Here is a 23,359-nt window from a genome sequence, read left to right on the forward strand (position 1 = left end):
TGCGATCGATGCTCTCACGGTCACGCGCGGTGCGGGGTCGTCGATCACAGGAAGACGCGGAGGTAGTCGCCGATCTTCTCGCCGCTGTCTTCGGGGACGACCTCGACGCTGAGTCGGGCGCGCACGCCGGCGGTCTCGACCTCGATCGGCATCGCCCCGCATCCCATGACCGGCCCGTTCTCGACGCCGTCGATCACCAGGCAGACCCTTCCGAGCCCGCTCTCGTCACTCGCCTCGACGGCGTAGAAGGTGTGCCCTTCGGAGTCCTCGCCGAGCAGGCGCGCCGTGTCGGGGACCACCGTCTCGAGCTGGTCGGACGTGACCGACTCAGGCAGGCGGGCGGATTCGCCGCTGGCGAGAAGGTCGACCGTCGGAGCGTTGACGCAGCCGGCCAGAAGCGCGACCGCCCCGAGCGCGAGAGCCGCGCTCACCAGTGGACGGAGGCGCGAGCGGTTCATGACCACACCATAGGGGCGACCGGGTGTCGACACAATCGAGCAGCCCGCCGAATCGGCTCGACCTGTGACGTCACCCGTCGGGATCGGGGCGGGAATGATCCTCGCCCTCCGCCGGGCTGTCAACCGCCCTGCGCTCGCCGCGGATCGGACGCATCATGAGAGCTCGGACACCAACCCTGGAGGGCATCATGTCGAACATCGACGCTTTCGCGAACAGCTTCCCGCCGGACATGCCCGGCATCCCCCGAGTCGACGACTTCTCGGACGGCACCTTCCCCACCGATACCGACCAGCCCGAGACCCAGGGCGACGACCCGGTCGACGCCGAGCTGGGCGACGACGGACAGGGTGACCTGGCTCCGGAGGACGAGGGTCTGCAGCACAGCGGCGACGCGCCGACCGACCTGCGGGACGGCACCGAGTGAGCGGCCGCGGCGAGGAGTCCGGTCAGGATCTCGGCGGTGCGGAACCCTCCGAGGAAGGGATCGCCGCGCTGATCGAAGACCGCAACGCGGACGACCCCGACCAGGTCGGAGAGACTCCCGCCGGAAACGCTGGCGCCGACTCGGGCGGTTCCGGTGCGGTGCGCGTCGACCCGTCGTCGGAGTCATCCGTGCAGGACGAGTCCATCCACAACGACGAACCGGGTATCGGAACGCGACGCTCGGGCGACTGACCGTCGCCATCTGTGCGACGACCGCAGTGAAGGAGATCTCTCTCGACGAAGGGTGAGCAGTCGGCATCCGTCCTTCGTACTGCGAGATCTCCTTCCCTGCGTGTGCGCGCAGTCATAGGATGCTGCGGGTGAGCGACGCACTGGATGACGGCCCCTTCTTCCACGGCACCAAGGCAGACCTGCGACCGGGCGACCTGCTGACCGCCGGATATCCGTCGAACTACCGGCCCGAGATCGTGATGAACCACATCTACTTCACCGCCGTGGCCGACGGTGCGGGACTCGCCGCCGAGCTCGCGCCGGGTGATCGCGAGCCGCGGGTCTACGAGGTCGAGCCGACCGGGGACTTCGAGAACGACCCGAATGTGACCGACAAGAAGTTCCCCGGCAATCCGACCCGTTCCTATCGCAGCGCGGAGCCGGTGAGGGTCGTCCGCGAGGTGCTCGACTGGACCCGCCTCTCGGCCGAGGCGCTCGCCGCATGGCGCGAACGGCTCGCGGCCCTGCACGCCGACGACCGCGCGGAGATCATCAACTGAGCGCCGGCGCGGGGCGTCTCAGTGTCGGACCAACCGCCGGGCGAGCGATCCGAGGATGCGGTCGATGATCACGAAGACGAAGCCGACCGCGACGAGAGCGACCGTGAGGGCGATGATCCACTGAGCGACGCCCGCGACCCCGAGCACGTCGACATCCATGAACGGGTAGGGATACGCCTGTCCTGGTGTGAACTCGCCGCCGAGCGCGCCGTAGACGAAAGCCCAGGTCAGATACACGTAGGGGAGCAGTGTCCACAGCAGAGGATCGATCCACCGGAACGATCCCTTCGGCACGAAGACCAGCCAGTCGACGATCACGAGCACGGGCGTGATGATGTGGATCAGGTTGTCGGTGAGTGAGAAGATCTCGGCGTCGCCGTCGGCGAACCTCGAGGGAACGAGCACGATCAGGTAGATCAGCATGGTCACGGTGATCGCGAACATCACCGCTCCACTGCCGCGTGCGCTGGGCGTCGATGTGCCGAACCGTCCGCGCTGACGCAGATCGCCGACCGTGCGGACGAGGAGGAGCACCACCCACGCGAGACACAGGAGGTTGCTGACCATCGTGTAGAACAGCAGGGTCGTCCACGCCGGCTGACCGGTCAGGATGTCGGAGTGCCGGATGACACCGGTGAGGATGACGGCGAGCGCCACGACCCGGTAGACGAGTGCGGCCGGTCGGAAGTTCACCGCGGCGCGGGAGAACAGCGGGGTGCGACGGGGCACGGACTCCGGGAGGGCGGAAGCCGTGGACGGGGAGGCGACGGCTTTGGACATCCTTCGAGGCTACGCGTCTTGAGGCGACGTCAACGCCGATTCAGCGGCGCACCGGGTCGGATCCGGCGTCGAGGAAGCGCTCGAGGTCGCGCAGAGTCGGTGCGGCCTCCCAGTCGCCGGGAACGAGGCAGGCCATGGCGCCGCAGGCATTCGCCCGGAGCAGGACCGCATCGACCACCTGGCCGTCGAGCAGAGCGCTCAGATACCCGGCCACGAACGCATCGCCCGCACCGACCGTGTCGACCGGCTCGATCGTGAACCCGGGCGAGTCGACCACCGATCCGGCGGTGAGGACCGAGGCGCCGTCAGGTCCCTGCTTGAGCACGGTCGTCGCGCATCCGGCCTCCCGCAGGCGTTCCGCGGCATCCGCTGCCGAGGTGCCGGGATACAGGATGGCGAACTCCTCGTCGCCGCCGAAGACGACGTCGGCACGTTCCGCGAGTTCGCGCAGCACGGACCCGGCGACATCGGGCGACGCCAGCGCCGACCGGTAGTTGATGTCGAAGCTCACGATCGTTTCGGCTGCCCGGGCACGATCGATGGCTGAGTGGACGGCCGCCCGGGCCGTCTCGGACAGCAGCGGAGTGATCCCGGTGATGTGCAGCAGCGACGCGTCCTCGACCCACCCGTCGGGCAGGTCCTCCGGTCGCAGCCGCGATCCGGCTGACGCCGCACGGTAGTAGTGCACCGCGGTGGATGCCGCAGACGGGCGCTCCTTCACCATGAGGCCGGTCGCGGCATCCGGGTCGACGATCGCGCGCACGTCGACGCCATCACCGCGGATCTCTCGGACGATGCGCTCGCCGAGCGAGTCGTCGCCGACGCGGCCCAGCCACGAGGTCGTGACTCCGAGTCGCGCGAGTCCGATCGCGACGTTGCTCTCAGCGCCGCCGATGCCGAACGCCAGCGAGTTCGCGTGACGCAGCGAGCCGATCTCGGTCGTGCGCACGAGCGCCATCGTCTCTCCGAGCGTGACGACGGACGGCGACGAGGTGGTCACTCGGCGCTCCGCGCGCAGACGTCGACGAATGACGCGGCGCGCTCCCGCAGTGCATGCAGGTCACCGCCGGCGAACGCGTCGCCGAGCAGCGGCCCGCCGACGCTCACCGCCACCGCACCGGCACGCAGCCATGCCTCGGCCCCGGCGAGGTCGACTCCCCCCGAGGGCACGGCGACGAGGTCGGGGAAGGGGCCGCGCAGATCCTTCAGGTACGCGGGTCCGACCTGCCCCGCGGGGAACACCTTCACCGCGGATGCTCCGGCAGACCACGAGGCGAACAGCTCGGTCGGCGTGAGTCCGCCCGGGACGATCGGCACACCGGCATCCGTCGCCTGCGTGACGAAGTCGCGCGAGGTGATCGGGGTCACGATGTAGGCCGCCCCCACCTCGATCGCCCGTGCCAGGTCCACGGCGTTCGTGACGGTGCCGATGCCGAGGTCGATCGTGTCGCCGAACCGCGCGAGCAGGTGCGGGAAGTGCTCGAACGTGCCCGGTGTGGTCAGCGTCAGCTCGACGCTGCGGATGCCGGCATCGACGAGCACGTCGAGCACGGCGTCGTAGTCCTCCGCCCGCTTCGCGCGGGCGACGACGATCAGGCGCGAGTCGACCGTGCGCGGGGGAAGGGCGACCCGTCGCACCTCACCAGTCATGGACGGTCCCGTCGAGCAGACGGTTCACCGGCAGGTACGCCTTGGTGTACTCGTGGCCCGCCGCGGCATCCTCGTCGAGGTCCACACCGAGACCGGGCTGGTCGCCGGGGTGCAGGAAGCCCTTGTCGAACGTGAACGAGGTCTGGAACACCTCGAGCGTCTGCTCGTTGTGCGGCATGTACTCCTGGATGCCGAAGTTGTGGATCGCCAGGTCGAGATGCAGTGCCGCGGCCATGCCGACCGGCGAGATGTCGGTCGGCCCGTGGATGCCGGACTTGATGCCGTAGATCGCGGCGAAGTCGAGCAGCTTCTTCATGGCCGTGATGCCACCGGTGTGGGTCACCGCCGAGCGCACGTAGTCGATCAGGCGCTCGGTGATGAGGGTCTGATAGTCGAAGACCGAGTTGAAGACCTCGCCGATCGCGAGCGGCGTGGTCGAGTGCTGACGCACGAGTCGCAGGGCGGTCTGATCTTCGCCGGGGGTGCAGTCCTCGAGCCAGAACAGGTCGTAGGGCTCGATGTCCTTCGCGAAGCGCGCGGCCTCGATCGGCGACATGCGGTGGTGTCCGTCGTGCAGGATGCGGAGGTCGGTGCCGAAGTCCTCCCGGATCTGCGAGAAGATCCCCGGCATGTGGTTGAGGTAGTTGCGGGTGTCCCAGGTCTCTTCGCTGGGGCGGTCGCCCGAGCGCTTGGCGGGCTCGTAGTCGTAGCGCACGCCGGGGCCTGCGGCAGAGACGCCGTAGATCTGCCCGAGGCCGGGAACACCGGTCTGCACGCGGACGGCGGTGAACCCGAGCTCCTCGTATCCGGTGATCGCGTTCTTCAGGGCGGCGTAGTCGGTGCCCGAGGCGTGCGCGTAGACGCGGACGCCCTCGCGGCTGGCGCCGCCGAGAAGCTGGTACAACGGCATCCCGGCCTTCTTCGCCTTGATGTCCCACAGCGCCATGTCGACCGCCGCGATGGCCGCCATTGTGACGGGTCCGCGACGCCAGTACGGGCCGCGGTAGAGGTACTGCCAGGTGTCTTCGATCCTGTCCTCATCGCGACCGATCAGCATCGAGGCGACGTGGTCGGACAGGTACGAGGCGACGGCGAGCTCGCGGCCGTTCAGAGTGGCGTCGCCCAGGCCGACGATGCCGTCGGAGGTCGTGATCTTGAGCGTGACGAAGTTGCGTCCGGGGCTGGTGATGTTGACGTCGACGATCTCGATGGTCATGTCGTTCTCTCCTGGAGGTGCGGAATGAGGTGTGGGGTGCGAGCGTTCGGGCGCCCGCACCCCTGGTCGTGAAGAGCGGTCCGATCAGATCGCGTCGCGCGGATCGGTGAGGTCGCGACCGGCGACCTCCGGCATCCAGATCGAGGCGATGAGCGCACACAGCGTGAAGATGAACAGCATGATGATGATCGGGATGAACGAGCCGGTGACGGCCGACACCCACGCGGCGGCGATGACGGGGCCCGCACCGGTCGCGACGATGGCGGCGATCTCGCGTGCCATGGCCGTGAACGTGTAGCGGTTGCGGGATCCGAAGAGCTCGGGGAGCGTGAGGTTCTCGAGCGACGCGAAACTCATCACCGCGAGGTTGTGCAGCACCACGTAGCCGACGAAGACCTGCACGGTGTCCTTGCTGCTGATCATGAGCATGGTCGGGACGATGATGATGAGCGCGATGATCGCCCACACCATGTACATGCGCTTGCGGCCGAAGCGATCGCCGAGCCAGCCCGACAGGGGCACCGTGATGAAGGCGACGAGCGACGAGACGATCACGGCGTTGACGCCGATCGAGCGGTCGAGCAGCAGCACGACGGTGATGTAGCTGATCAGGTAGGTCTGGATCATGCCCGAGTTGCCGGCCTGGCCGAAGCGCAGCAGGAGCGCGATCGAGAACGCCTTCCAGGGCTTGCGGTTCATCGCCTCGAGCGTGCGGATGTCGTTGGTCTCGGTGGCGAGCTTCACGACCTCTTCACGCGAGAGCGCCTTGCCGTCGACGACGTCGTCGCGCTCTTCGAAGACCGGGGTCTCCTTGAGGTTGAAGCGCACCCAGATCGCGAAGAGCATGATGACGGCGCTGGCGATGAACGGGATGCGCCACGCCCAGGCGATGACCTCGTCTTCGCTGTACGCGACGAGCAGGATCGCCCAGATGCCCGAGGCGAGCAGGGTTCCGCAGTTCGTGCCCAGTGCGACGAGCGAGGCGATGATGCCTCGGCGCTTGGCGGGGGCGTACTCGGCGAGCATGACGCCCGCACCCGAGATCTCGGCTCCGGCTCCGAAGCCCTGCGCGATGCGGAGCAGCACGAGGAGGATCGGGGCGAGGACGCCCACCTGCGAGTAGGTCGGAAGGAATCCGATGAGGGTGGTCGCGAGACCCATGAGGAGGATCGTGTAGAAGAGGACCTTCGTGCGACCGGTCTTGTCGCCGAGGCGGGCGAAGAAGAATGCGCCGACCGGGCGGGCGACGTAGCCGACGCCGTAGGTGGCCATCGCGGCGACCACGGCCACGGCGGGGTTCTCGGACGAGAAGAACAGGTCGGCGAAGACGAGGGCGGCTGCCAGCGAGTAGAGCTGGTAGTCCATGAACTCGAGGGCCGTGCCGAGCCATCCGGAGATGGCGGCGCGCACGAGGTCGCGCACCGACCTCTTCGCGGCAGGATCGGCGACCGTGGCGGTCGTCTGCGGTTCGGACATGGGAGGTACTCCTTCGGACCAGGATCGGGTGGGGTGCGCGGGGAGCGCGGAGGGTGTTGCTAGAGGGCCAGCAGGACCTTCGCCGAGGCGGACGAGTCGCGAGCGAGTTCGAAGGCCTGGACGGCGTCGGATGCCGGGAGGACGTGCGAGATGACGGAGTCGAGGGCATCGGACTCGGCCAGCAGCGCGACCGCGTCGTCGATCTCGGTCGAGAAGCGGAAGGCGCCGCGGATGGTGAGCTCCTTGGCGAGCATCGGCGCGAGGTTCACTCCGATGTCGGCGTTCGGCAGCATCCCGACCTGCACGATGGTGCCGACGCGGCGGGCCGCGCGCACCGCCTGGGTGAGGGCCACTCCGACGCCGGAGCATTCGAACACGATGTCGTAGGACTCGTTCTCGATGGTGTCGCGACCGACGAGCGAGACCTCGGTCGCGCCGAGGGACGTCGCCCGGTCGAGAGGCTCTTCACGCACGTCGCTCGCGCCGACCACCGCGGCGCCCGCGTGGAGTGCCGCAGCGACGACGAGGAGTCCGATGGGCCCCGCGCCGATCACGAGCACCCGCTTGCCGGTGATGTCTCCGGCGAGGCTCACGGCGTGGATCGCCACGGCCAGCGGCTCGGCGAGGGCTGCGCGCTCGAGCGGAAGGGATGCGGGGAGCACGCGCAGCATGTGGTCTTCGACGATCAGCAGCTCGGATGCCCCGCCCTGGCGGTGGGGGTTCGCGGCGGCGCTGCCGAAGTAGTCGCCGCCGGGACGCAGATGCGGGTGGCCTTCGAGCCCGGGGACCTCGGCACCGTAGCGCGCGGGGTGCACGGTGACGGGGGTGCCGGGTTCCAGGCGGCCGGACGGGTCGAGGTCGACGACACCCGACAGCTCATGGCCGGGGGTGAGCGGCTCGCGGATCGTGTACTCGCCGTTCGCTCCGTGGAAGTAGTAGTGCAGGTCGGAGCCGCAGATGCCGACGAAGTTCACGCGGAGGCGGACCTCGCCGTCGCCGGGGGTCGGGACCTCGCGGTCCTCCCAGCGGATGTCTTCCTTGCCGTGGATGGCGAGAGCCTTCATGGCTGGTACTCCTCTGCGCGGGTGAGTGATGGTGTGGTGGTCTGGGATGCCGAGACGGCATCGGCGATCGCGGCGTCGACGCCGCGTCGCTGGATCGTGTCGACGAGCTCGCCGACGCGCGCGATGAACGCATCCTGTGATCCGAGTCCATCACCGAACAGGTGAAGCTCGCCGATCACGCGCTGTGCCAGCTCACGACCCGTGCGGGCGCTCGCCGCATAGTCGGCGAGACGCTCTCGGGCGCCGTCGGTCATCGCGGCGGCGTGCAGGCCGGGGTCGAATCCGGGCAGCGGGGCGATGCACGACAGGTATCCGGCGACCGTGAGGGCGATCAGGTGGGGCATCTCGCCGAGCCGCAGCGCCCGCAGGGCGGGCTCCGGGATGCGCTGGCGCAGCTTCACGGAGCCGTCCGTACCGACCTGGCTGGTGCGGTGACCCAGGGCGCTGTTGGCCCAGCGCTCGAACAGCTCGCTCTCGTAGGCGCGAATGTCGACGCCGGACGGAACCTCGATCGAGGGCTCGTACTCGTCACGCAGCACGGCGCGCGCCGCGCTCTCGATGCCGTCGAGCCTGATGGCCTCGGGGATCGTCCCCACTCCGCTGAGCGCGCCGAGGTAGGCGATCAGCGAGTGCGTGCCGTTGAGCAGTCGCACCTTCATCTGCTCGTAGCGTCCGACCTCGTCGGTGAACACGGCACCGCCGGCCTCCCAGGCGGGGCGTCCGCCGGCGAAGCGGTCTTCGATCGCCCACATCGTGAACGGCTCGGCAGGCACCGGGATGTCGTCGCGGGCGCCGAGCAGGGTGTCGACGCGGGTGCGCAGCTCGGAGGTGGTCGCGGGCACGATGCGATCGACCATGCTCGAGGGGAACGACACGGCGCGGTCGAGGAAGGCGAGGGTGTCGGCGCCTTCGGATCCGGGCAGCTCGTGCAGGAACTCCCGGACGAGCTTCTCGGTGTGGGCGCCGTTGGCCGAGAGGTTGTCGCAGCTGAGGATCGAGATCGGCGCTCCACCGGCTGCGGCACGGGCCTGCAGGCCACGGGCGAGCTGGCCGATGGTCGAGCGGGCGGCACCGCCGCGGAGGTCGGACCGCACGGTGTCGTCGTCGAGGTCGAGATGCTGCGTGGCGGGGGAGTAGCTATAGCCGTTCTCGGTGACGGTGAGGGTCACGATGCGGATGCCGGGGTCGGCGATCTGTGCGACGACGCGCTCGGGCTGCTCGGCGCCGACGAAGGCGTCGGCGTGCACACCGGGGATGGTGAGTGACGTGGTGCCCGGGGCGATGGTCGCGACCGTGTAGAGCATGTCCTGAGCGTGCATCGCGTCGACGATGGTGCGCGAACGCGAGGCGACACCGACGATGCCCCAGTCGCCGCCCGCGGACTGCAGCGCGGCTGCCGTGTAGACGGCCTGGTGTGCCCGGTGGAAGCTGCCGAGGCCGAGGTGCAGGATGCCGGGCGTCGGAGCGACCAGCGGGGATGCGGTGGCAGAGGTCGTGCGGCGCAGGGCCGGTGCTGGGATGCTCACGCGGTGGCTCCTTCGCTCGGGGCCGCGCACCGCTGAGGGTGATCGGCGTTGATCGTCATGCAAATCAGTGTGCAGTGTTTGTACAAACTTGTCAAGCAGTTTTACATCGAGGTGGAGGATCGTAGGATTGCCTGCGAGGGCGGGAGAACGACATGGCAGCGACGCTGACGGATGTGGCACGACGCGCAGGCGTGTCCATCGCGACCGCATCGCGTGCTTTCGGGGAGCCCGATCGCCTCGCCCCGAACACCCTCGGCCGCGTGCTCGAAGCGGCGGGGGAGCTCGGTTACGCGGCGTCGCAGTCGGCCACCGCCACGCGCACCTTCGGGGTCGTCGTGCCCGACGTCGCGAACCCCGTCTACGCCACTCTGCTCAAGGCGATCCAGGGGCAGGCATGGCACGGACGCCATCGCATCGTGCTCTTCGACGCCGACGAGGACCTGCGCCGCGAACGCGAGCAGATCGAGCAGGCCCGAAAGCTCGACGGCATGCTGCTGTGCTCACCCCGTCTGCCCGACGCCGACGTGCTCGACCTCGTCGGAGACACCCCCTACGTCGTGGTCAACCGGCAGATCGACGGCGCACCGTGCGTGCTCATGGACACCGAGCACGGACCTGCGCAGGCGATCGAGCACCTCGCCGCCCTCGGGCACACGCACATCGCCTACGCCGCCGGTCCGCGCGGATCATGGGCCGATGTGCGCCGCGCCGACACCGTCGCGCGAGCGTGCGAGCGCCACGGCATCCGTCTCACCGGGCTCAGCCACCATGCCGCGTCCATTCAGGGCGGACGGGCCGCAGCCGCACCGGCGGCGGCGAGCGGCGCCACGGCCGTCATCGCCTACAACGACCTCGTCGCCCTGGGACTCGAGGCCGGATTGCTCGAGCTGGGCAAGCGGTGCCCCGCCGACATCAGCATCGTCGGCATCGATGACATCGACCTCGCGGGTGCGGTCACCCCGGCGCTCACGACGGTGCGGATGCCGATCGAACGCAGTGGCGCGCTCGCCGTCGACCTGCTTCTGCAGGCGATGAACGGCACCGCGATCGACGACGTCGTGACCCTCGGGTCGCAGCTGATCGTGCGCGCGTCGACCGCTCCGCCGCTTGACGACTCCCGCTGAGTCGCCCACCGTCGCACCGTGTCCGACAGGTGAGTACCGCGGAGTGCGGCCCGTGTCAGCGGAGAATGCCCTTTCGGCGGGCCGCCGAGACGGCCGCGGTGCGTGAGCTGACGTCGAGCTTCGAGAAGATGTGCGCGAGATGCGACTTCACGGTCGTCTCGCTGACGAAGAGCTGTTCTGCCACCTCGCTGTTCGAACGCCCTGCGGCGACGAGCTCGAGGACCTCGATCTCGCGGCTGCTGAGGCTGACGCGCGGCGCGCGCATCCGGTCGAGCAATCGCGAGGCGATCACGGGCGCGAGAGCACTCTCTCCGGCGGCCGCCGCGCGCACGGCGGCGGTCAGCTCATGGGGCGGGGCGTCCTTCAGCAGATATCCGCTCGCGCCGGCCTCGACGGCGCCGAGGATGTCGGCATCCGAGTCGTAGTTCGTGAGCACGAGCACGTAGGGCGGCGCTTCGAGCGCCCGGATGCGTCGCGTCGCATCCACACCCGTGGTCGCCGTCTGAGAGCCGAACTGGAGGTCCATCAACACCACGTCGGGGTTCTCGCGCTCCGCGCAGGCGACCGCTTCATCAGGCGTGGCCGCCTCCGCGACCACCTCGAGATCCGGTTCCAGGCTGAACAGGGCATGGAGACCGGCACGGACGATGGGGTGGTCGTCGGCGATCACGAGGCGGATCATACGAACTCCGTGAGGGGGAGGTCGACGGTGAGCGTCGTTCCCCGGCCGGATGCCGTGCCGATCACGAGTCTTCCCCCGAGCTGCTCCACTCGCTCGGCGGTGGCGCGCAGACCGAAGGAATCGGACTTCTCAGCGGTCCCCGGCGCAGGGAGCTCGGCGTCGAATCCGTCTCCGTCATCTTCGACCGTAAAGCGCAGGTGGTCGTTCTCGATGCCGATGGTGACCGTCGCCGTCGTCGCGTGAGCGTGCTGGATGACGTTGGCGATGGCTCCCTGCGTGATGCGCAGCAGCGCCGTCTGCAGGTGCATGGGCAGCACGACAGCGTCGGACACCCGCACCTGGACGTCGAGTCCCTGCGTCGCCCACTGCGTTCGCGCCAGTCGGCGCAGCGCCCCGCCGAGGGTCTGGTCGTCGAGCTGGGGTGGGGTCAGCTCACGGATGAATCGCCGAGCCTCGACGAGGTTCGCGGCGGCCGTCTCGCGCGCGAGCCGGATGTGCTCGATGCCCGGTCGGGTGTCATCGGCGCGTTCCGCGGCGTGCAGCAGCATCTGGATGCTGGAGAGTCCCTGCGCGAGTGTGTCGTGGATCTCGCGGGCGAGCCGGGCGCGCTCCGCGAGGACCCCCGACTCGTGTTCGCGCGCGGCGAGCTGTCCGCGGGTCGCCAGCAGTTCGCTGACCAGCGCCTCACGCTGCTGGGCCTCTCTCGCGAGGGCCTGGTAGCCGAGGCCGATCAGGAGGGCGACGCCGGCGCCGACGAACGGGCCGACCACGCCGCCGACGCTCCACCCGCCGTGGATGCCGAGGGCGCAGACGGCGACGATCGTCGCGGCCAGTATCGCCGCCGATCCCGCCCAGCGCCCCAGAAGGTGCAGGAACAGGAAGAACAGGGGGAACACGAGGTAGGCGGCGTCGGCGCTCACCCACAGCAGGCCCAACCACTCCGCCGAGAGCAGGGCGAGCCAGATCAGTGACGTCAGCCGTCGTCCGCGGGAGAGACGAGCGAGCAGCGCACCCGACGCATACGTCGCGCCGACGATCAGCGCCAGGACGATCGCGGACGCGCTCGACTCCGACGGGTCGAGCACGGCCCGCGCGATGACGACCCCCGTCAGGGCGAAGAAGAGGACGTGGAGACCGGTCCGCAGACCCACGAACACCGGGGTCAGAGCGGTATGCGCCATGGCTCGAACTCTACGCCGACGAGCGCACCGCGGCATCGTCCGAAAGGACGATCGAGGCGTCCTCACTCCGGGTGCGAAAGGCTCGTCGAGTGGCCGATGACGTCGAATGGGCCGACGGCGAAAGTGGAATGGTCACCGCATCGGAGACAGGAAAGGCACCACAATGTTCGTCGCGTTACGCGATCTCCGCTTCGCCAAGGGGCGATTCATCCTCATCGGCTCCGTCGTCGCCCTCATCACCCTGCTCGTCGGGTTCCTCAGCGGACTGACGGGGGGCCTCGCCATCCAGAACGTCTCGGGCGTGCTCGCGCTCCCCGCAGACCGCATCGTGTTCTCCGCACCCTCGGGCGGCGACGGTGCGGCCAGTTTCGCGGACTCCGCCATCACCGAGCAGCAGGCGAACGACTGGGCGCAGACGGCAGGGGTGACCGACGCGCGCCCCCTCGGCATCAGTCAGACCCGCGCCGAGACGGACGACACCCGGGCCGCGATCGCGGTGTTCGGTGTCGAGCCCGGCTTCGACGCTGCCGCCCCCTCCGAGAACGGACGGCTGCGCCTGTCGGTGCCCGCGGCGGACGCGCTCGCCGCGAAGGTCGGCGAGCAGATCGAGATCGCGGGCGTCTCCTACGACGTCGAGTCGATCGAGGGAGATGCCTGGTACAGCCACACTCCGGTCGTGCAGATGACCCTGCAGGATTGGCAGGCGTACTCGGCATCCACCGGAAACCCTGACGCCTACGCCACGGTCCTCGCTGTCACGGGAGCCCCCGACTGGGATGCCGCGGATGCGGCGAACGACACGATCTCCGAGACGACGCTCGGATCGCTGACGGCACTCAGCGCCTTCCGCTCCGAGATCGGATCGCTCCTGCTCATGGTCGGCATGCTGTTCGGCATCTCGGGACTCGTCATCGGGGCGTTCTTCACCGTCTGGACGATGCAGCGCAAGGGCGATGTCGCCGTCCTCAAAGCGCTCGGCGCGAGCACGCGCTCCCTGATCCGAGACGCGTTGGGGCAGGCGCTGATCGTCCTGCTGGCGGGCATCGGCATCGGGCTGAGCCTGGTCACCGCGCTCGGCCTGCTCGCGGGCACCGCCCTCCCGTTCCTGCTGAGTCCTGTCACGACTATCCTTCCGGGCGGCATCATGATCGCCCTCGGTCTCGCAGGCGCCGCCTTCGCCCTGCGCTCCGTCACCTCCGCCGACCCTCTCACCGCCCTCGGGAGCAACCGATGATCCGTCTGAACGACATCACTCTGACCTTCCCCGACGGTGACTCGCGGGTGACCGCCGTGGACGGTGTCTCACTCACGGCTCACCCCGGAACCGTCACCGGTATCACGGGACCCAGCGGCTCGGGAAAGTCCAGTCTGCTCGCCGTCGCCGGCACCCTCCTGCGTCCGGATTCCGGCGAGATCCTCATCGACGGGAACGACGTCACGGCCCTCAGTCCGGCCGAGGCGACGCGTCTGCGGCGGGACCGGATCGGGATCGTCTTCCAGCAGCCCAACCTCATCCCCTCTCTGACGGCCCGAGAGCAGCTGAGCGTCATGAACGAGCTCGGTGCGCCGCGCAGCCGCCGCGATCGCGCCGCCGCGGCATCCCGTGCGGATGAGCTGCTCGCCGCGGTCGGCCTCGCCGAGCACGGTCACAAGAGGCCGCACCAGCTCTCCGGCGGACAGCGTCAGCGAGTGAACATCTCGCGAGCGCTCATGAACGATCCGAGCGTGCTTCTGGTCGACGAGCCCACCAGCGCTCTCGACCAGGAGCGCGGAGCGAGGATCATCGACCTCATCCTCCGACTCACCGATGAGCGCAACACCTCGACGCTGCTCGTCACCCATGACCTCGTGCACCTGCCGCGCATGCACGGGGTGCTGCACCTCGTGGACGGTCGCGTCACGCGGTAGGCGGACCCGGCGACCGGGTGAGATGGGTATGAGGCGATCCTGTTACCGCGGAGTACGCTCGCTCGTGTGGGGCGGATCACGACGCGGAGACCGATACTGAAGCTCACTCTCGGGGAGGGAGCCGCTCGGCGTGCCGACACGCTCGCCGTCGAGGAGCCCCTGGAGATCCGGGTCGCAGGGTCACCGCTCGCCGTCACGATGCGCACTCCGGGGCATGACGTCGAGCTCGCGGCGGGGTTCCTCGTGTCCGAGGGGATCATCGCCCAGGCCGAAGACTTCCATTCGGCGATCCACTGCGGTGGCCCCGGCACCGGTGGACAGGAGAACACCTACAACGTGCTCGACATCGGCCTCGCTCACGGCGTCGCGCTTCCCGACCCCGAGGCCGCTCGGCGCTTCTACACGACCAGCTCCTGCGGGGTCTGCGGCAAGGCCAGCATCGACGCCGTCCGCACGGTGTCGCGGCATCCGGTGTCCGTCGACGATGTCCAGGTCGGGGCCGAGCAGATCGCGTCGTTCCCTGATCGGCTGCGCGCCGAGCAGGCGGCGTTCGACAAGACCGGTGGTCTGCACGCCGCCGCGCTGTTCGACGCCGACTCGGGTGAACTGCTCGTGCTGCGCGAAGACGTCGGGCGTCACAACGCCGTCGACAAGGTGGTGGGGTGGGCGCTGCTGAACGACCGGCTTCCCCTGCGTCGGCAGATCCTCCAGGTCTCGGGCAGGGCGAGCTTCGAACTGGTGCAGAAGGCCGCGATGGCCGGCATCCCCCTGCTCAGTGCCGTCTCGGCCCCCTCGTCTCTCGCCGCCGAGCTCGCCGAGGAGGCCGGGGTGACGCTCATCGGGTTCGTCCGAGGGCGTTCGATGAACATCTATTCGCACGCGCATCGGGTGCGCCTCGACGGGCTCGCACCGTCTGCGCACGCCGAAGAAGGGGCACGCCATGCTCGATAGCCAGGGACCCATCGGCACCGCGTTCGGGCTGATGCCCGCCGAGCCGCGTCAGGGCGGATACGGCCCTCGCACCGATCGACCGTGGTCGCGCAAGCCGTACCGGCATCCGGCCGCCGGGTGGGGAGCCGCCGTGTCGGTGGGGCGGGTGGTGCTGGATCAGCGAGAGCCCATCGCCGGACCGCTCGCGATGCTGCAGATGAACCACCCCGTGTCGGGCTACGACTGCCCCGGATGCGCGTGGCCGGACGACCCGGGCAATCTGAAGCTCGACATCTGCGAGAACGGCATCAAGCACGTCACGTGGGAGATGACGCGCAAGCGCGTCGACCGCCGGTTCTTCGCCGAGCATTCGGTCACCGAGCTCGCGACGTGGCCCGATTTCGACCTGGAGGACCAGGGTCGTCTCACCGAGCCGATGGTCTACGACGCCGGCACCGATCACTACGTGCCGATCTCGTGGGACGACGCCTTCGCGCTCGTCGGCGACGAGCTGCAGGCGCTCGACAGTCCCGACGAGGCCGCGTTCTACACCTCGGGGCGTCTGAGCAACGAGGCGACCTTCCTGTATCAGCTGATGGTGCGCGAGTACGGCACCAACAACCTGCCCGACTGCTCGAACATGTGCCACGAGGCCTCCGGACGCGCGCTCAAGGCGTCGATCGCGACCGGCAAGGGCACTGTCGACATGCACGACTGGGACGACTGCGACGCCCTCTTCGTGCTGGGCGTGAACGCGGCATCCAATGCTCCCCGCATGCTCACCGCGCTCTCGGATGCCGTGAAGCGCGGCGCGCAGGTCGTGCACGTCAACCCGCTCGTCGAGGCCGGGGCGACCCGGACGATCGTGCCGCACGACTTCGTCGACATGGCGCGCTTCGCGGCGACGGACACGAGCACCATGAACCTGCAGGTGCGCCCGGGGGGCGATCTGGCGCTGATCCGCGGCATGTCGAAGGTCGTCTTCGAAGCCGCCGCCACCGACCCGTCGGTGCTGGACAGCGAGTTCCTCAGCACCCTCACGAACGGCATCGACGAGTACCGCGCACTGGTCGACGCCACGAGCTGGGCAGATCTCGTCGTTCAGTCCGGCCTCACGGAAGAGCAGATCCGCGCCGCCGCTGCGGTCTATCTGGCCTCGGAGCGCACGATCATCAGCTGGTGCCTCGGCGTGAGTCAGCACGAGCACGGCGTCGACACGGTGCGCGAGATCGTCAATCTGCTGCTCCTGCGCGGCAACATCGGCCGCAAGGGGGCCGGCCCGTCGCCGATCCGCGGACACAGCAACGTGCAGGGCAACCGCACCTGCGGCATCGATCACCGGCCGACGGAGGCGTGGCTCGACCGCCTCGCGGAGGTCTGTCGCATCGAGCCGCCGCGGCATCCGGGGCTCGACACCGTCCGCACGATCGAGGCGATGCATGACCGGCGCGTGAAGGTGTTCGTCGGCATGGGCGGCAACTTCGTGCTCGCTGCGCCCGACACCCCGTTCACCGCGCAGGGGCTCGAGAAGTGCCGCCTGACGGTGCAGGTGAGCACGAAGCTGAACCGCAGCCATCTCGTGCATGGCGAGAAGGCCCTGATCCTGCCGTGTCTCGGCCGCACCGAGCGTGACCAGCAGGCGCAGGGCCCGCAGGGCGTCACCGTCGAGGATGCGATGAGCATGGTGCACCTCTCGAGGGGACGCAAGCAGCCGGCATCCGCCTATCTGAGGTCGGAGCCGGCGATCATCGCCGGCATCGCGAAGGCGACCCTGCCGCACACGGCGACGCCCTGGGATTGGTACGTCGGCGACTACGACAACATCCGCGATGTGATGGCGAAGGTGCTGCCGGGGTTCGAGGGCTTCAACGACCTGATCCGCGACCGGCACGGGTTCCGCATTCCGCAGCCCGCCAGGGACCGCGTGTTCGAGACGCCGTCGGGCCGTGCCGAATTCTCCCTGGCTCCACTGCCGAACGTCATCCCCGAGTCCGCCGACACCCTCGTGCTGCAGACGGTGCGCTCGCACGACCAGTGGAACACCACGATCTACTCCAACGACGACCGGTACCGAGGCGTCAAGAACCTGCGCGAGCTCGTCTTCCTGCATGAGGACGACATGCGCGATCGCGGCCTCGTCGAGGGCGATCCGGTCGACATCGTGTCGACGTCGAAAGACGGTTCGACGCGGATGCTGAAGGCGTTCCGCGCGGTTCCGTACGACCTGCCGCGCGGCAGCGCCGCCGGGTACATGCCGGAGATGAACGTGCTGATCGGTCGCAAGGACTTCAGCGTCCAGAGCGACCAGCCGCTGATGAAGAGCATCCAGGTGACGGTCTCGCGCGCGAGCGCGTGAGGGCGCTCGCCTGACTCAGGCCTCGGCGGTCACTGACTGAAGCGCGTGCACGACGGGGGCCAGCTCGGGCTGCGTGACCGCCTCGCCGAGAGCACGCTCGAGGGTCTCGTCGTGGATCGGATGCGCGTTCTCGTAGAGCGCCAGGCCGGCCGGGGTGAGCTCGGTGTAGATGCCCCGACGGTCGTCGGCGCAGAGGATGCGGGTGAGCAGCCCGCGGTCTTCGAGCCGTGTCACGAGACGCGTCGTGGCGCTCGGGCTCAGCGCGGTCGCGCGGGCGAGCTGCTGCATGCGCATGTGCCAACCGTCCTGTCTGCTGAGGGCGTCGAGCACCGTGTACTCGACGACGGACAGGCCGACGGATGCGCCCAGTGCCTTCTCGAGGTCGGCCTCGATGATCCCGTGCAGAGCGGCGAGCGTTCGCCAGCCGCGTGCCCGGATCTCGACAGCGTCGTCTGAGATGCCCACAGTGACCTCCGAAGTAGTTGCTTGCGCGGGATAGTTGCGTGTGCAATGATTATCCCTCGTGACGCAATATCCCGCGTCTGCAACTACTTTAGCAGAGGACCACGGAGCACACCCATGCCACTCGGACTCATCGCACTCGCCATCGGCGCCTTCGGGATCGGACTCACCGAGTTCGTGATCATGGGGCTCCTCCCCGACGTCGCCGCGGACTTCGGGGTCACCGAGGCCACGGCCGGCTGGCTCATCTCGGGCTACGCGCTCAGCGTGGTCGTCGGTGCACTCGGCCTCACCGCCGCAACGACCCGTCTGCCCCGCAAACCGGTGCTGCTCGGCCTCGTCGTGCTGTTCATCGTCGGTAATGCGATCACCGCCCTCGCCCCCGACTACACGACCGCCATGATCGGACGCATCGTCGCGGCGCTGTGCCATGGAGCGTTCTTCGGCATCGGATCCGTCGTCGCCGCCGACCTCGTCGCCCCCGAGAAGAAGGCGCGGGCGATCGCGATCATGTTCACCGGTCTCACAGCGGCGAACGTGTTCGGTGTTCCGTTCGGAACCTTCCTCGGGCAGCAGTTCGGCTGGCGGTCGACGTTCTGGGTCATCTCCGCCATCGGCATCGTCGCCTTCGCGGGCATCGCTCTGCTGGTCACGGCACCGAAGACAGCAGGCCAGCAGGTGAGTCTGCGCAGCGAGCTCCGGGCCTTCCGGTCGGGACAGGTGTGGCTGTCACTCATCGTCACCGCGCTCGCCTTCGGCGGCATGTTCGGCGCCTTCACCTACATCGCCTACACGCTCACCGGGGTCACGGGCTTCGCAGACACCACGGTGCCGTGGCTGCTCGTGCTCTTCGGCGCCGGGCTCGTCGCGGGCAACTGGATCGGCGGACGCCTGGCCGACCGATCGATCGACCGCACGCTGCTGATCTTCATCGCGGCTCTGGTCGTCGTGCTCGTGCTGTTCGGCTTCTTCGCCTGGTCGCAGCCCGTGACCATCGCGATCCTCGTTCTGATGGGCGCGTTCGGATTCGGCACGGTTCCGGGGCTCCAGAGCCGCGTCATGCACTACGCCGGCGGTGCACCGACCCTCGCCTCCGGCGCCAACATCGGCGCCTTCAACGTGGGCAACGCCCTCGGCGCCTGGGCGGGCGGCCTCGGCATCGCCGCAGGGCTCGGCTACACCTCGCCGATCTGGATCGGGGCCGCGATCACCGCATCCGCCCTGGTCGTCATGGTGATCGCCGTGGTCGCAGCCAGGAAGCCGTCGCCCGCCCCCACCGGCACGCTGCAGACCGTCGCCGCGTGACCACCCGATTCGCAGAGAGAGAAAGAAGCACGAGCATGAACGCTCCCATCGTCCCCACACTCACCCTGAACAACGGCATCGAGATGCCCCAGCTCGGATACGGCGTGTTCCAGGTGCCGGATGCCGAGACCACGGCCGCCGTCGCTGCCGCCCTCGACGCCGGGTACCGCAGCATCGACACCGCGGCGATCTACGGCAACGAGGCCGGCGTCGGGCGTGCGATCGCCGAGTCGGGCATCCCTCGCGACGAGCTGTTCGTGACGTCGAAGGTATGGATCTCCGACCACGGATACGACGCGGCCCTGCGCGCATACGACGCGTCCCTCGAACGGCTCGGCCTCGATCACCTCGACCTGTACCTGATCCACTGGCCGACGCCCGCTCTGGCGACGTACCCCGAGACCTGGCGTGCGCTCGAGAGCCTCTACGCGGACGGGCGCGTACGAGCCATCGGCGTCTCGAACTTCGAACCCGAGCACCTCGCGCGCATCGCCTCCGAGGGTGGCGTCGTGCCCGCCGTCAACCAGGTCGAGCTCCACCCGGCCCTGCAGAACCGCGCGGTCGCCGAGGCGAACGCTCAGCGGGGGATCCTCACCGAAGCATGGAGCCCGCTCGCCCAGGGCGCCGTGCTCTCCGATCGCTCGGTCGTCGAGATCGCGGAGCGACACGAGCGGACGCCGGCCCAGATCGTGCTGCGTTGGCACCTGCAGCAGGGACGCGTCGTGATCCCCAAGTCGGTGACCCCCGCTCGCATCGCCGAGAACCTCGACGTGTTCGGGTTCGAGCTCGCCGACGACGAGCTGGCCGCGGTCGACCGCCTCGAGCGCGACGGTCGCACCGGCCCCCACCCCGCCGCGTTCAACGGCTGAGGTCCTCGGGGCGGATTGCGGGCGCAGTGGTCACTGCGCCCGCATGAACTCCTCGGCCGCCCGCACCTGAGCGGTGGAGGGGCGGATGCCGGTGTACAGCACGAACTGCTCGAGGGCCTGCAGGGTCGCCACCTCGGCGCCCGTGATGACGGCCTTCCCGGCCGCGCGCCCGGCGGAGATCAGAGGCGTCTCCGCCGGCAGGGCGACGACGTCGAACACGACGGATGCCGCCGCGATCTGCTCCTCGGTGAACGACAGCGCGTGCTCGTCCGCGCCTCCCGCCATGCCGATCGGCGTGATGTTCACGATGATGTCGGCGTTGGCGGCATCCGCATCCGCCGTCCAGGCGAAGCCGTAGAGGTCGGCCAGCCCTCGACCGCGCGCTTCGTTGCGGGCCGCGATCGTGACGCGGCTGAATCCGGCGTCACGGAAGGCGGCGGCGGTGGCCTTGGCCATCCCGCCTGAGCCCCGCAGCAGCACCGATGATGCAGGGTCGAGGGAGTTGCGCTCGATCAGCTGGGCGATCGCGCTGTAGTCCGTGTTGTAAGCGGTGAGCACCCCGTCGTCGTTCACGATCGTGTTCACCGAGTCGATAGCCGTCGCGGAAGGGTCCATGCGGTCGACGAGCGCGATGACGTCTTCCTTGAACGGCATCGAGATCGCGCACCCGCGGATGCCGAGACCGCGCACGCCGGCGATCGCCTGGCCGAGGTCGGTCGGGGCGAAGGCCTTGTAGATCCAGTTCAGGCCCAGCTCCTCGTAGAGGAAGTTGTGGAATCGCGTGCCGTTGTTGCTCGGGCGTGCAGACAGCGAGATGCACAGGGTCATGTCCTTGTTCAGCATGGTCACCGCACCAGGCTACTCGCGCAGTCCGTCCCGTCATTGCCACCGATGACGACGATCGTCAACCCCCCTTGGCGGGATCGAACGGACTCCCCTAGGGTGAAGGTGCATGCACAGGGGATTGATCGTCTCCGTCTTCCCCAGAGACGGGCTGCCTTCCCCAGAGGCAAAGGCGATCCGTGCATGCGATTGGGCCCTCTCGAGTAGTTCTGTCCCCAACGGACTGCTCGAGAGGGCCGCTGTCGTTTGTCTCCGTCGCACAAATTTCGAATCTGTCCCCCAAATGGGGGACAAAAGCAGGCGCGAGGGGTTAGGCTGGAATCTGACGCACCCTCCGGTCGTCTTCGGCCCTCATCGCTCCCCCCGCGGTGAGGGCCACACCATTTTCTGAGGGTCTCCATCTGCCCTGTCATGTGACCGCGGACGACCGCTCATGCAACATTTGGGTTACGGGCTGACATCAGGACTTCCGCTCAGCGCGTGCTCCACTAGCGTGGAGCACGTCGGGGCATCCTGCGTCGGCTTCTTTCCAGCAGAACAGGCAGTACATGAGCACCCAGGGCACGGTTAAGTGGTTCAACTCGGAGAAGGGCTTCGGCTTCATCTCCCCCGACGACGGCGGCGCTGACGTTTTCGCGCACTACTCCGCCATCGAGTCATCCGGCTACCGCTCTCTTGAAGAGAACCAGCGAGTCGAGTTCGACGTGGCGCAGGGCCCCAAGGGCCTGCAGGCTGAGAACATCCGTCCGCTCTGAGAGCGGACGTCATTGAACTCCCCGACCGGAGGTCCGCACTCGTTGCGACCCCCGGCGGGGAGTTCTGTGCTTTCCGGCCGGAATACCCCGGCCGGGTGGCCTCCGGTCGGCCGAGATCAGTGGAGCAGCAGCGCGCGCAGTTCGTCGGCGGATGCGGCGCGGTACGCGGCCTCATCGCCTTCGTGCGTGTCGCTGAAGCCCCACTCGACGAAGATCACCGGCACTCCGTTGGCGTTGCCGCCCTCGACGTCGTGATGGCGATCTCCGACCAGCACGGGGCGTGAGACGTCTGCACCGCGCTCGGCCAGACGGCGCAGCGCCTCGGCGACGATGTCGGTCTTCGAGGCGAGCGTCGCCTCGTCGGGCGTCGCACCGACCGTCGTCAGGAAGTACGGGCGCAGTTCGAAGAAGTCGACGATCGCATCGACCTGGATCTCGGGCTTCGAGCTGGCGGTCGCCTGAGGCACCCCTGCCGCGTGCAGATCGCGGATGATCTCGGGCACGCCCGGGTAGGTCGCGACATCGGTCGTGTATCCGTCGGCCTTGCCGAGTGTCCGATAGAAGGTGACCGCCTCGGTCGCCTGCTCGGGGGTCATCGCCGCCTGCGCCTGAAACGACTCGAACATGGGCGGCCCGATCCAGTGCACGAGCTGTTCGCGCGTGGGAGCAGGGTGACCGAAGTGCGTGAGGGCGACGTTCAGACGGCGCAGGATGCCGACCGACGCGTCGGCGATCGTGCCGTCGACGTCCCAGAGCACGCACGAATAGGGGGAAGAAGCCATACCTTCCAGCCTATGGGCAGTGCACGACGCGACCGACCGCGGTGGACATCTGTGCAGGTGGCCTCAGAACAGGCGGGGGATGCCGGACTCGATGCCCTTCATGTCGTCGTAGTCGAGCACGAGGCAGCGGATGCCGCGGTCCTCGGCGAGCACCCGCGCCTGCGGCTTGATCTCCTGCGCGGCGAACACGCCCTGCACCGGCGCGAGGTGCGGGTCGCGGCCCAGCAGCTCGAGATAGCGGGTGAGCTGCTCGACGCCGTCGATGTCTCCGCGCCGCTTGATCTCGACAGCGATCGCCGCGCCGGCGGCATCCCTCACGAGCAGGTCGACGGGACCGATCGCGGTCGGGTACTCGCGGCGCACCAGGGTCGCGCCGTCGGAGATGCGCTCGACCTGCTCGGCGAGCAGGCGCTGCAGATCGGCTTCGACGCCGTCCTTCTGCAGACCGGGGTCGACGCCGAGGTCGTGGTTGGTGTCGTGCAGGATTTCGTAGATCTGCACCCGGAGCGCGTCGCCGGTCTTCTTGTGCGTCACTCGCCATACTTCGGTGACGCCGGCGATGGACTCCTCCTCGCCGGGTTCCTCGACCGCCAGGGAGCACGGCGGGCTCATCCAGTTCAGCGGCTTGTAGCTGCCGCCGTCGGAGTGCACGAGCAGACTCCCGTCTCCCTTGTGCACGAGCAGACGCGTGGCGAGCGGGAGGTGGGCATTGAGGCGGCCCGTGTAGTCCACGGAGCAGCGGGCGATGACGAGACGCACCCGTCGAGCCTACTTCGT

General features: G+C 68.7%; 25 protein-coding genes. 11 read left to right on the top strand and 14 right to left on the bottom strand.

Annotated elements, in window-relative coordinates; all coding sequences use genetic code 11:
* Positions 1-44: 44 nt before the first annotated feature.
* Complete coding sequence (locus AKG07_RS12825; RefSeq protein WP_053098279.1) at positions 45-458, bottom strand: hypothetical protein; 414 nt, start codon at positions 456-458, stop codon at positions 45-47.
* Positions 459-646: 188 nt separating this feature from the next.
* Between AKG07_RS12825 and AKG07_RS12830 the strand changes: the two genes are divergently transcribed.
* The 3 genes from AKG07_RS12830 (at position 647) to arr (ending at position 1,673) form a co-directional block, all read left to right on the top strand.
* Positions 647-883 carry a hypothetical protein gene (locus AKG07_RS12830; RefSeq protein WP_053098280.1) on the top strand — a complete coding sequence of 79 codons (237 nt, stop codon included), beginning with the start codon at positions 647-649 and terminating at the stop codon, positions 881-883.
* Positions 880-1,134, top strand: a complete 255-nt coding sequence (locus tag AKG07_RS12835) for a hypothetical protein (protein ID WP_053098281.1) — start codon at positions 880-882, stop codon at positions 1,132-1,134. Before AKG07_RS12830 ends, AKG07_RS12835 begins: the two co-directional genes overlap by 4 nt.
* Before the next feature lie 119 nt (positions 1,135-1,253).
* Positions 1,254-1,673 carry an NAD(+)--rifampin ADP-ribosyltransferase gene (arr, locus tag AKG07_RS12840; RefSeq protein WP_445928293.1) on the top strand — a complete coding sequence of 140 codons (420 nt, stop codon included), beginning with the start codon at positions 1,254-1,256 and terminating at the stop codon, positions 1,671-1,673.
* Positions 1,674-1,691: 18 nt separating this feature from the next.
* On the opposite strand, the gene AKG07_RS12845 is transcribed toward arr, so the two are convergent.
* From AKG07_RS12845 to AKG07_RS12875, 7 genes are all read right to left on the bottom strand, one after another.
* The gene (locus tag AKG07_RS12845; protein WP_053098282.1) at positions 1,692-2,453 is read right to left on the bottom strand and encodes a Pr6Pr family membrane protein; all 762 of its coding nucleotides are present in this window, start codon (positions 2,451-2,453) and stop codon (positions 1,692-1,694) included.
* A 40-nt stretch (positions 2,454-2,493) separates the two neighbouring features.
* Positions 2,494-3,453, bottom strand: coding sequence for a sugar kinase (locus tag AKG07_RS12850; protein WP_308418030.1), 960 nt, complete (start codon positions 3,451-3,453; stop codon positions 2,494-2,496).
* Positions 3,450-4,103, bottom strand: a complete 654-nt coding sequence (locus tag AKG07_RS12855; RefSeq protein ID WP_053098283.1) for a bifunctional 4-hydroxy-2-oxoglutarate aldolase/2-dehydro-3-deoxy-phosphogluconate aldolase — start codon at positions 4,101-4,103, stop codon at positions 3,450-3,452. Before AKG07_RS12855 ends, AKG07_RS12850 begins: the two co-directional genes overlap by 4 nt.
* The gene (gene manD / locus AKG07_RS12860) at positions 4,093-5,319 is read right to left on the bottom strand and encodes a D-mannonate dehydratase ManD (RefSeq protein ID WP_053098284.1); all 1,227 of its coding nucleotides are present in this window, start codon (positions 5,317-5,319) and stop codon (positions 4,093-4,095) included. Before manD ends, AKG07_RS12855 begins: the two co-directional genes overlap by 11 nt.
* Before the next feature lie 84 nt (positions 5,320-5,403).
* Positions 5,404-6,795 (bottom strand): MFS transporter, encoded by a 1,392-nt coding sequence (locus AKG07_RS12865; protein WP_053098285.1) that lies wholly within the window; start codon positions 6,793-6,795, stop codon positions 5,404-5,406.
* Between the two features lie 59 nt (positions 6,796-6,854).
* Positions 6,855-7,859 carry an L-idonate 5-dehydrogenase gene (locus AKG07_RS12870; protein ID WP_053098286.1) on the bottom strand — a complete coding sequence of 335 codons (1,005 nt, stop codon included), beginning with the start codon at positions 7,857-7,859 and terminating at the stop codon, positions 6,855-6,857.
* A complete protein-coding gene (locus tag AKG07_RS12875) occupies positions 7,856-9,385 on the bottom strand; it encodes a mannitol dehydrogenase family protein (protein ID WP_233277268.1) in 1,530 nt (509 codons plus the stop codon). Before AKG07_RS12875 ends, AKG07_RS12870 begins: the two co-directional genes overlap by 4 nt.
* A gap of 152 nt (positions 9,386-9,537) precedes the next feature.
* Here AKG07_RS12875 and AKG07_RS12880 point away from each other — a divergent pair, with 152 nt between their 5' ends.
* A complete protein-coding gene (locus AKG07_RS12880) occupies positions 9,538-10,509 on the top strand; it encodes a LacI family DNA-binding transcriptional regulator (protein WP_053098288.1) in 972 nt (323 codons plus the stop codon).
* 55 nt (positions 10,510-10,564) lie between these two features.
* Here the strand turns inward: AKG07_RS12880 and AKG07_RS12885 are convergent, their stop codons facing one another.
* The gene (locus tag AKG07_RS12885) at positions 10,565-11,191 is read right to left on the bottom strand and encodes a response regulator transcription factor (protein WP_053098289.1); all 627 of its coding nucleotides are present in this window, start codon (positions 11,189-11,191) and stop codon (positions 10,565-10,567) included.
* Positions 11,188-12,372, bottom strand: coding sequence for a sensor histidine kinase (locus tag AKG07_RS12890; RefSeq protein WP_053098290.1), 1,185 nt, complete (start codon positions 12,370-12,372; stop codon positions 11,188-11,190). The genes AKG07_RS12885 and AKG07_RS12890 overlap by 4 nt, the downstream gene beginning before the upstream one ends.
* Before the next feature lie 163 nt (positions 12,373-12,535).
* Between AKG07_RS12890 and AKG07_RS12895 the strand changes: the two genes are divergently transcribed.
* The 4 genes from AKG07_RS12895 (at position 12,536) to AKG07_RS12910 (ending at position 17,566) form a co-directional block, all read left to right on the top strand.
* Positions 12,536-13,606 carry an ABC transporter permease gene (locus AKG07_RS12895; RefSeq protein WP_053098291.1) on the top strand — a complete coding sequence of 357 codons (1,071 nt, stop codon included), beginning with the start codon at positions 12,536-12,538 and terminating at the stop codon, positions 13,604-13,606.
* Positions 13,603-14,280 carry an ABC transporter ATP-binding protein gene (locus AKG07_RS12900; protein WP_053098292.1) on the top strand — a complete coding sequence of 226 codons (678 nt, stop codon included), beginning with the start codon at positions 13,603-13,605 and terminating at the stop codon, positions 14,278-14,280. Before AKG07_RS12895 ends, AKG07_RS12900 begins: the two co-directional genes overlap by 4 nt.
* A 66-nt stretch (positions 14,281-14,346) precedes the next feature.
* Entirely contained in the window at positions 14,347-15,231 is an 885-nt protein-coding gene (gene fdhD / locus AKG07_RS12905) for a formate dehydrogenase accessory sulfurtransferase FdhD (RefSeq protein WP_053098293.1), read from the top strand.
* Positions 15,221-17,566 (top strand): FdhF/YdeP family oxidoreductase, encoded by a 2,346-nt coding sequence (locus tag AKG07_RS12910; protein ID WP_233277269.1) that lies wholly within the window; start codon positions 15,221-15,223, stop codon positions 17,564-17,566. The genes fdhD and AKG07_RS12910 overlap by 11 nt, the downstream gene beginning before the upstream one ends.
* 15 nt (positions 17,567-17,581) lie before the next feature.
* On the opposite strand, the gene AKG07_RS12915 is transcribed toward AKG07_RS12910, so the two are convergent.
* Positions 17,582-18,031 carry a MarR family winged helix-turn-helix transcriptional regulator gene (locus AKG07_RS12915; RefSeq protein ID WP_053098294.1) on the bottom strand — a complete coding sequence of 150 codons (450 nt, stop codon included), beginning with the start codon at positions 18,029-18,031 and terminating at the stop codon, positions 17,582-17,584.
* 114 nt (positions 18,032-18,145) lie between these two features.
* Here AKG07_RS12915 and AKG07_RS12920 point away from each other — a divergent pair, with 114 nt between their 5' ends.
* Both AKG07_RS12920 and AKG07_RS12925 read left to right on the top strand, forming a co-directional pair.
* A complete protein-coding gene (locus AKG07_RS12920) occupies positions 18,146-19,333 on the top strand; it encodes an MFS transporter (RefSeq protein WP_053098295.1) in 1,188 nt (395 codons plus the stop codon).
* Between the two features lie 35 nt (positions 19,334-19,368).
* The gene (locus AKG07_RS12925; protein ID WP_053098296.1) at positions 19,369-20,202 is read left to right on the top strand and encodes an aldo/keto reductase; all 834 of its coding nucleotides are present in this window, start codon (positions 19,369-19,371) and stop codon (positions 20,200-20,202) included.
* A 30-nt stretch (positions 20,203-20,232) separates the two neighbouring features.
* On the opposite strand, the gene AKG07_RS12930 is transcribed toward AKG07_RS12925, so the two are convergent.
* Entirely contained in the window at positions 20,233-21,051 is an 819-nt protein-coding gene (locus AKG07_RS12930; RefSeq protein WP_171821965.1) for a shikimate 5-dehydrogenase, read from the bottom strand.
* A 542-nt stretch (positions 21,052-21,593) separates the two neighbouring features.
* On the opposite strand from AKG07_RS12930, the gene AKG07_RS12935 reads away from it, so the two are divergent.
* Complete coding sequence (locus AKG07_RS12935; RefSeq protein ID WP_042540947.1) at positions 21,594-21,800, top strand: cold-shock protein; 207 nt, start codon at positions 21,594-21,596, stop codon at positions 21,798-21,800.
* 116 nt (positions 21,801-21,916) lie between these two features.
* Here the strand turns inward: AKG07_RS12935 and AKG07_RS12940 are convergent, their stop codons facing one another.
* Together AKG07_RS12940 and nucS are read right to left on the bottom strand one after the other, a co-directional pair.
* Positions 21,917-22,582, bottom strand: coding sequence for an HAD hydrolase-like protein (locus tag AKG07_RS12940; RefSeq protein WP_053098297.1), 666 nt, complete (start codon positions 22,580-22,582; stop codon positions 21,917-21,919).
* A 63-nt stretch (positions 22,583-22,645) separates the two neighbouring features.
* Positions 22,646-23,341 carry an endonuclease NucS gene (nucS, locus tag AKG07_RS12945; RefSeq protein ID WP_053098298.1) on the bottom strand — a complete coding sequence of 232 codons (696 nt, stop codon included), beginning with the start codon at positions 23,339-23,341 and terminating at the stop codon, positions 22,646-22,648.
* Positions 23,342-23,359: the final 18 nt, after the last annotated feature.

Origin of the sequence: Microbacterium sp. CGR1 (genome assembly GCF_001266755.1) — a bacterium.
Taxonomy (GTDB): domain Bacteria; phylum Actinomycetota; class Actinomycetes; order Actinomycetales; family Microbacteriaceae; genus Microbacterium.